This is a genomic window from Amycolatopsis sp. NPDC003861, assembly GCF_053605405.1.
In genome coordinates this window covers 1-7,650 of record NZ_JBSGJD010000352.1, presented here as the reverse complement: position 1 = coordinate 7,650, position 7,650 = coordinate 1, and the positions used below count along the sequence as shown (strand labels likewise).

General features: G+C 68.0%; 8 protein-coding genes and 1 tRNA gene. 8 read left to right on the top strand and 1 reads right to left on the bottom strand.

Going from position 1 to position 7,650, the window contains the following annotated elements; genetic code table 11:
* Positions 1–167 precede the first annotated feature (167 nt).
* Positions 168–1,586, bottom strand: coding sequence for an FAD-dependent monooxygenase (locus ACWEVN_RS44425; protein WP_452055298.1), 1,419 nt, complete (start codon positions 1,584–1,586; stop codon positions 168–170).
* 94 nt (positions 1,587–1,680) lie between these two features.
* On the opposite strand from ACWEVN_RS44425, the gene ACWEVN_RS44420 reads away from it, so the two are divergent.
* The 8 genes from ACWEVN_RS44420 to ACWEVN_RS44385 all read left to right on the top strand — a co-directional run bounded on the left by ACWEVN_RS44420 (position 1,681) and on the right by ACWEVN_RS44385 (position 7,642).
* Complete coding sequence (locus tag ACWEVN_RS44420) at positions 1,681–2,265, top strand: TetR/AcrR family transcriptional regulator C-terminal domain-containing protein (RefSeq protein WP_449686648.1); 585 nt, start codon at positions 1,681–1,683, stop codon at positions 2,263–2,265.
* Positions 2,266–2,342: 77 nt separating this feature from the next.
* Positions 2,343–2,419, top strand: a tRNA-Met gene (locus tag ACWEVN_RS44415).
* A 379-nt stretch (positions 2,420–2,798) separates the two neighbouring features.
* Positions 2,799–3,299: a PadR family transcriptional regulator gene (locus ACWEVN_RS44410; protein ID WP_013223153.1), complete on the top strand. Its 501-nt coding sequence runs from the start codon at positions 2,799–2,801 to the stop codon at positions 3,297–3,299.
* Positions 3,300–3,362: 63 nt separating this feature from the next.
* Positions 3,363–4,466, top strand: a complete 1,104-nt coding sequence (gene prfB, locus ACWEVN_RS44405) for a peptide chain release factor 2 (protein ID WP_310975789.1) — start codon at positions 3,363–3,365, stop codon at positions 4,464–4,466.
* Between the two features lie 112 nt (positions 4,467–4,578).
* On the top strand, positions 4,579–5,268 hold the full coding sequence (ftsE, locus tag ACWEVN_RS44400) for a cell division ATP-binding protein FtsE (protein WP_003082104.1): 690 nt from the start codon (positions 4,579–4,581) through the stop codon (positions 5,266–5,268).
* Between the two features lie 46 nt (positions 5,269–5,314).
* Positions 5,315–6,208 carry a permease-like cell division protein FtsX gene (ftsX, locus tag ACWEVN_RS44395; RefSeq protein WP_310975790.1) on the top strand — a complete coding sequence of 298 codons (894 nt, stop codon included), beginning with the start codon at positions 5,315–5,317 and terminating at the stop codon, positions 6,206–6,208.
* 46 nt (positions 6,209–6,254) lie between these two features.
* Positions 6,255–6,737, top strand: a complete 483-nt coding sequence (gene smpB / locus ACWEVN_RS44390; protein WP_003082092.1) for an SsrA-binding protein SmpB — start codon at positions 6,255–6,257, stop codon at positions 6,735–6,737.
* Complete coding sequence (locus ACWEVN_RS44385) at positions 6,734–7,642, top strand: amidohydrolase family protein (protein WP_452055297.1); 909 nt, start codon at positions 6,734–6,736, stop codon at positions 7,640–7,642. The genes smpB and ACWEVN_RS44385 overlap by 4 nt, the downstream gene beginning before the upstream one ends.
* Positions 7,643–7,650 lie beyond the last annotated feature (8 nt).

Below are 7,650 nucleotides of genomic sequence, written 5' to 3'. Positions count from 1 at the left end.
ATTACGAGTTCATAGATTTTTTTATTGTCGTTCTTACGTGTGCTCTTCCGTTCTCGCCGATCCTGGCGAGCACGCCCCTCTTTCGCGTTTGTTCTGGGGGTCGGACCCCCAGACCCCCGCCAGGGGGGCTTCGCCGCCCCTGGACCCCCCTGCGGGTGGCCGGGTTTTTACTTGAGCCAGGCTTCTGTCTCTCCTGTTGTGTTTGCTATGTAGCCGTCTGGGCGGATCAGGATCTTCTCCAGGTTGGGCCAGGGGAGGGTTGTTACCTCTGCTACGAGTACCTCTTTGTGGGGGGTTTGGGTTGGGGTTTTTGTCAGCAGGACCCAGTTTCCTTTGTGGAATAGGGCGCTTGCGTGGCCTTCTTCCAGGGGGAAGTCGGGGAGGCGGGTTCCTGCTGGGGGGTGGGTTTCCGTTGTCGGGTACTGGATGTCGAGGCCTGAGATCATTCCTGACAGGTGGTGCTGGACCTCGGGGAGTGCGGTCAGGTCTCGGACGAGGGCCCTCAACGCCAGCTGGTTCGGGGTGGTGGGGATCAAGGCGTTCTGGGCCGCCACGTTCTGCAGGACGTCCTGGGCCACCTTGCGGCGCTCCGCTTCGTAGGTGGCCAGGAGACCCGGCGCCGCTCGGTTGCGGAGCTCGGCCGCCAGCTTCCAGCCCAGGTTCATCGCGTCCTGGATCCCCAGGTTGAGGCCCTGGCCGCCGGCCGGGAAGTGGATGTGGGCCGCGTCGCCCGCCAGCAGGACCCGGCCCACCTGGTAACTCGCGGCCAAGCGGCTGTCGTCCGAGAAACGGGATGCCCAGCGGATTTCGGCGACCTCCGCCTCCGGGCCGAAGCGTTCCGCGACCGCCTCGTGGACCTCCTCGGGCGTCACCGGAGCCCGGAGGTTCTCCGGCCGGTTCAGACGGTCCCCGAAGCTGATCCGGTACAGGTTCGGCTCGGCCAGGGGAATCACGCCGATGAACTTCCCCGGGCTCTGCGACGTCACCATGTTCGTCATCGAGCGCCACTGCGTCGGCGCCCCCGGAGGCGTCTTCGCGAACAGCACGTCCGCCGCCACGCCGTGGCCCCGACCCTCGATGCCCTCGAACCGCAGGTTCAGCGCCTTGCGCACCGTGCTGCGGCCGCCGTCGCAGCCCACCAGGTACTTCGCCCGCACACACAGGTCGTCCGCCGTGATCGTGACGCCGCCGGCGTCCTGGACGAAACCGGTCAGCTCGTGGCCCCGCCGCACCCGGACGCCCTGTTCGTTCAGGCGCTCCTCCAACGCCGCTTCGACCTCCGCCTGCGGGATGCCCAGCTGGTACGGGTGCCGGGTGTCCCAGCTCGCGTAGCTCACCGGGAGCACCGCGAAGTGTCCGTCTGCGACAGTCGCGAACGAGCGGTCCTCCGCCCGGCCCAGCAACCCGCGCAGATCCAGGACTTCCGCCGTTCTCGGCTGGAGGTTCAGCGCCTTCGACAGCCCCGTTCGCTCGTGCATCCGCTCGAGCACCTGAACGTCCACTCCGGCCAACGCCAGCTCGTTCGCCAGCATCAGGCCCGTCGGGCCCGCGCCGGCCACCACCACCTCTGCGGTCAGCTCCTGCATCCCCAGCTCCTTAACAACGTTAAATTGACCTGCCCCGAGAATGCCCTTAACATCGTTAAGCTGTCAAGCCGGGAGTGCGAGGAGACTGCGGAACATGGCCCTGACCAGGCAAGACATCGCGCGATCCGGGCTGAAGCTGCTCAACGACGTCGGGCTCAACGGCCTCACGCTCCGGCTGATCGCCGCCGACCTGGGCGTCAAGGCGCCCGCGCTGTACTGGCACATGAAGAACAAGCAGGAGCTCCTGGACGAGATGGCGACGCAGATGTACCGCGACTCCGTGGCCGACCGGCAGCCGCCGGCGTCGGCGGGGGAGTGGGAAGCCGCCGCGCACAGCGCCCGGGCGCTGCGGCGGATGATGCTCGCCTACCGCGACGGCGGAAAGGTTTTCGCCGGCACGTACCTCGGCGACATGAGCCTGGTCGGCGAGCACCCGCTGCGCCGGAGCATCGAGGCCGGGCTCGACGAGGGGCGGGCGAGCCGGGCGACCTTCACCGTCTACTGCTTCGTCATCGGCTACGTGATCGAGGAGCAGGCCGTGCGGCCCATGCCCGGGGAGTTCGACGAGCGCTACCGCGAGTCGGCGGGCGAGGCCGTGCTGGGCGATGCCGACGCGCGCTTCGAGGACGGGCTGACCATGGTCCTCAGTGGAGCCCGCCACTGGCTCGAGACGGCGTAACGGCAGGTCAGGACGTTTCGGTACCCCGGTGCAAAGCCGTTGGCGACCCCGTGTAATCTATTCGAGTACCACAACGGCGCGGGGTGGAGCAGCTCGGTAGCTCGCTGGGCTCATAACCCAGAGGTCGCAGGTTCAAATCCTGTCCCCGCTACCACTGAGAGGCACGTTTCCGGGAAATCTGGAAACGTGCCTCTTTTGTCATGCCGGATCGGCTTTCGCTGCCGACTTTTCCGTCCGGCGCGCGAAAAACTGCGGATCCCACGATGTGGACGCACCGCCGGGGTGGTTGCGGTGCGTGTCCGACGTGCGCCAAGCCGGGGATCGCCGCCCGCCGAACTCACCTGCCTGGCCGTGCCGGGGCGGCCCGCGTGCGTCTGGTTGGACCAAAAATCCCTGGGAGCGGTTGCAGAGCGTGTTCACGTCCACAGTGGACCGGGTCGCATTGGGCCGAACGAGGGGATCTGTCTAGCCACAATGGACAGATCCGCTGACCACTGTGGACACAGCGGCTGATAAGTGGGAATCTAGGGGGCGTGTCCGAATTGAATGCAACAGCCGCCGCCCTGCTCGGTCTGCTCCACGACGGTCCCGCCACCGGCGGGCAGCTCGTCGCCGGAGCCGGAGAGCGGTTCGGTGCCTTCTTCAGCGTCACCCGCAGCCAGGTGTACCGGGAGCTCCCGGCGCTGTCCAAGGAAGGCCTCGTCCGGCTCGGCAAGCAGGGCCCGCGCTCCAGCCAGCAGTACCTGATCACCGCCGCCGGCAAGAAGGCCTTCAAGGCCTGGCTGACGTCCGAGGCCGGCCCCGACCACCTGCGCAGCCCGCTCATCCTGCGGCTCGTGCACGCGGGGTCGCTGACCGCGAAGCAGCGCCAGTCGCTGCTGGAGTCGGCCCGGACGAGCTACAGCCAGCAGCTCGACGACGCCCGGGCGGCCACGAAGGCGGCCGAGGGGCCGTACGAGAAGGCCGTCGCCGAGTTCGCCCAGGCCCAGGCCAAGGCCGCGTTGAAGCTGCTCGACGCCATCCCCGCGGCCTGAGGTTCGCGCGCCCACGACCGGTCCTCGCAACCGGTCGTGGGTTTTGCCGTAACCTTGACAAACGTGAGTGATGAGTTCGACGCGGCCCTGCGGGACCTGACCGGCAAGCTGACGCAGATCGAGTCGGTGATGGACCTGGACGCGCTGCGTGCCCAGGTGGCCGACCTGGAGCAGCAGGCCTCGAGCCCCACCCTCTGGGACGACCCGGAGGCGGCCCAGAAGGTCACCAGCCAGCTGTCCCACCGGCAGGGCGAGCTGAGGCGCGTCTCCGACCTGCGCCAGCGGCTCGACGACCTCGGCGTGCTGTACGAGCTCGCCGAGGCCGAAGGCGACGCCGGCAGCATGGGCGAGGCCGAGAGCGAGCTCGCCGACCTGGGCAAGTCCATCGACGGCCTCGAGGTCCGCACCCTGCTCTCGGGCGAGTACGACGACCGCAACGCCGTCGTCACCATCCGCTCCGAGGCCGGTGGCGTCGACGCGGCCGACTTCGCCGAGATGCTGCTGCGCATGTACCTGCGCTGGGCGGAGCGCCACGGCTACCCGACCGACGTCTACGACATCTCCTACGCCGAAGAGGCGGGCATCAAGTCGGCGACGTTCAAGGTGAGCGCCCCCTACGTCTACGGCACCCTCTCGGTCGAGCAGGGCACCCACCGGCTCGTCCGGATCTCGCCGTTCGACAACCAGAGCCGCCGCCAGACGTCGTTCGCGCACGTCGAGGTGCTGCCCGAGGTCGAAGAGGTCGACCACGTCGACATCCCGGAAAAGGACATCCGGGTCGACGTCTACCGCTCGTCGGGCCCCGGTGGCCAGAGCGTCAACACGACCGACAGTGCGGTGCGCATCACGCACATCCCGACGAACATCGTCGTCTCCTGCCAGAACGAGAAGTCGCAGCTGCAGAACAAGGCGGCCGCGATGAAGGTCCTCCAGTCGCGGCTGCTGCAGCGCAAGAAGGAAGAAGAGCGCAAGGAGATGGACGCGCTCAAGGACGGCGGCTCGAGCTGGGGCAACCAGATGCGCTCCTACGTCCTGCACCCGTACCAGATGGTGAAGGACCTGCGGACCGAGTTCGAGGTCGGCAACCCGACCGCGGTGCTCGACGGCGACATCGACGGCTTCCTCGACGCCGGCATCCGCTGGCGGAAGCAGACGACCACGGTGTGATCGGCGCGGGGGGTGTTTGCGCGACCGCTCACCGTACGCAAACACCCGCTGCTCCACCCGGGTGGACCGGGCAACCGGGGCTTCACGAGACCGGTGGGTAGTATGCCGAATCGTGATCCGGCTCGAAGAGGTTTCCAAGGTCTACAAGACCTCGACGCGGCCCGCGCTCGAGCGGGTGTCCGTCGACATCGAAAAGGGTGAGTTCGTCTTCCTCATCGGTCCCTCGGGATCGGGGAAGTCGACCTTCCTCCGGCTTCTGCTGCGCGAAGAGACGCCCAGCAAGGGCCGCGTGATGGTGTCCAACTTCGACGTCGCCAAGCTGGCCCGCCGCCGGGTCCCCCGCCTGCGGCAGACCATCGGCTGCGTCTTCCAGGACTTCCGGCTGCTGGCGAACAAGACCGTCGCCGAGAACGTCGCGTTCGCCCTCGAGGTGATCGGCAAGCCGGGCCCGACCATCAAGAAGGTCGTCCCCGAGGTGCTGGAGCTCGTCGGCCTCGACGGCAAGGCCGACCGGCTCCCCAACGAGCTCTCCGGTGGTGAGCAGCAGCGCGTCGCGATCGCGCGCGCGTTCGTGAACCGCCCGCTGGTGCTGCTCGCCGACGAGCCGACGGGGAACCTGGACCCCGACACCAGCCAGGACATCATGCTGCTGCTGGAGCGGATCAACCGCACCGGCACCACGGTCCTGATGGCCACCCACGATCACTCCATCGTGGACTCCATGCGGCGCCGAGTCGTCGAGCTGCAGCTCGGCCGGGTGATCCGCGACGACGCCCGCGGCGTCTACGGCATCGGTCGCTGACCACCCCGCCCTTCAACGACCCCGACCCCAAGGACCTGCACCCGCCATGCGCGCCAGTTTCGTCTTCAGTGAGGTAGTCACCGGCCTGCGCCGGAACGTCACGATGACCATCGCGATGATGCTGACCACGGCCGTCTCGCTCGCCATGCTCGGCGGCGGTCTCCTCGCCGTCCGGACGATCGACAAGATGAAGTCCAACTTCCTCGCCGACGTCGAGGTTTCGGTCTACCTCACCGACGACATCAGCGCGAACGACCGGAACTGCACGCAGGCGCTGTGCCAGTCGCTGCGGACGTCGCTGCAGAGCAACAACGGTGTCGAGTCGGTCGTGTTCGAGAACCGCGACCAGGCCTTCGACCGGTTCAAGAAGATCTTCGAGAGCCAGCCGGAACTGATCGCCCTCACCGGTCCCGAGTCGCTGCCCGCGTCGCTGCACGTGAAGCTGAAGGACCCGGACCGCAGCGACGCGATCGTGCAGGAGTACGCGAACAAGCCGGGCGTGCGCAAGGTCGACGACCAGAAGAAGTTCCTCGACCGCGTCTTCAACGCCTTCAACGGGGTCCGCAACATGGCCTTCGGCGCCGCGCTCATCATGGCCATCGCCGCGCTGCTGCTGATCGCCAACACGATCCAGGTGTCCGCGTTCACCCGCCGCACCGAGGTCGGCATCATGCGGCTGGTCGGCGCGACGCGGTGGTACACGCAGCTGCCGTTCCTCCTGGAGGCGGTGGTCGCCGGCGTGGTCGGTGCGGTCCTCGGGATCATCATGCTGGTGCTGACCAAGGCGAGCTTCCTCGACTCGGTGTTCACCGGCGACGTCTTCCCGAAGATCACCATGCTGGAACTGCTGTTCCCGGTCGCGCCGATCCTGCTCGGGGTGTCCGTGGTGATCTCCGCCATCACCGGGTACGTCACGCTGCGGCTGTACGTCCGGCACTAGCTTTAACCGGCTGCTTGTCACCGTCGGAATCACGTAGAGTGGTCGTATGCCCAAGGAACGTGGCCAGAAGGTGATCGTGTCGAACCGCAAGGCGCGGCACGATTACTCCATCCTCGACACCTACGAGTGCGGTCTCGTGCTCGTCGGCACCGAGGTCAAGAGCCTGCGCGAGGGCAAGGCGTCCCTGGCGGACGCGTTCGCGACGGTCGACGACGGCGAAGTGTGGCTGCGCAACGTGCACATCCCGGAGTACACGCAGGGCACGTGGACCAACCACATGCCGCGGCGCACCCGGAAGCTGCTGCTGCACCGGCGGGAGATCGAGAAGCTCATCGGCAAGACCAAGGAGAGCGGGCTCTCGCTGGTGCCGCTGTCGATGTACTTCAAGGACGGCAAGGTCAAGGTCGAGATCGCGCTGGCCCAGGGCAAGAAGGCCTACGACAAGCGGCAGGCGCTCGCCAAGCGGGACGCGGATCGCGACATCAGGAAGGCGATGGGCCGCGCGCTCAAGGGCCGGTTCACGGAGTGACGCCCGGCCCGGCCTCCGACGCGGACATCGCGCGCTGGACGGCGTCGCTGGGCCTGCCGGGCCTGGTCGACCTGCACGTCCACTTCCTGCCCAAGCCGGTGATGGACAAGGTCTGGGCGTACTTCGACCAGGCCGCGACGCACTACGGCACTGAGTGGCCGGTGTTCTACCGGACGTCCGAAGAGGAGCGGCTGGCGACACTGCGGTCGCTCGGCGTCACGCGCTTCGCACCGCTGGTCTACCCGCACAAGCCGGGGATGGCGCAGTGGCTGACCGACTGGGCGCTCGAGTTCGCCGCGCGGGTGCCGGACGCGGTGCCGACCGGGACGTTCTACCCCGAGCCCGGCGCCGGGTCCGCTGTGGACGGTGCGCTGCGCGCCGGCGCCCGGGTGTTCAAGGCGCACGTGCAGGTGGGCGCCTACGACCCGCGGGACGACCTGCTGAAGCCGGTGTGGGGTGCCCTCGCCGACGCCGGCGTCCCGGTCGTCGTCCACTGTGGACACGGTCCGTTGCGGGGCGACTTCACCGGGTTGTCGGTCTTCGGGGAGGTGCTGGCGCGGCACCCGAACCTGACGGCGGTGCTCGCGCACGCGGCGATGCCGGAGTTCGGCGCGGCGTTCGACCTGATGGCGAAGTACCCGCGGGTGCACCTGGACACCACGATGGTCGGGGTGCCGTTCGCCGAGGCGATGTCGCCGCTGCCGCCGGACTGGACCGCGCGGCTGGCCTCGGTCGCCGACCGGGTCGTGCTCGGCACGGACTTCCCGAACATCCCGTACTCCTACGCGACGCAGCTGCAGGCGATCGCCGGCTGGGCCGCGGCCGACGACCGCCTGGGAGAGCCGTTCCTGCGCGCGGTCCTGCACGACACGCCCCTGCGCCTCGTGAGTGGTAAGGCGGGTTAGAACCCGCC

Coding starts and splice junctions, on each gene's coding strand:
- ACWEVN_RS44425 (WP_452055298.1), bottom strand. CDS start 1,586: ATGCAGGAGCTGACCGCAGAGGTGGTGGTGGCCGGCGCGGGCCCGACG.
- ACWEVN_RS44420 (WP_449686648.1), top strand. CDS start 1,681: ATGGCCCTGACCAGGCAAGACATCGCGCGATCCGGGCTGAAGCTGCTC.
- ftsX (WP_310975790.1), top strand. CDS start 5,315: ATGCGCGCCAGTTTCGTCTTCAGTGAGGTAGTCACCGGCCTGCGCCGG.
- smpB (WP_003082092.1), top strand. CDS start 6,255: ATGCCCAAGGAACGTGGCCAGAAGGTGATCGTGTCGAACCGCAAGGCG.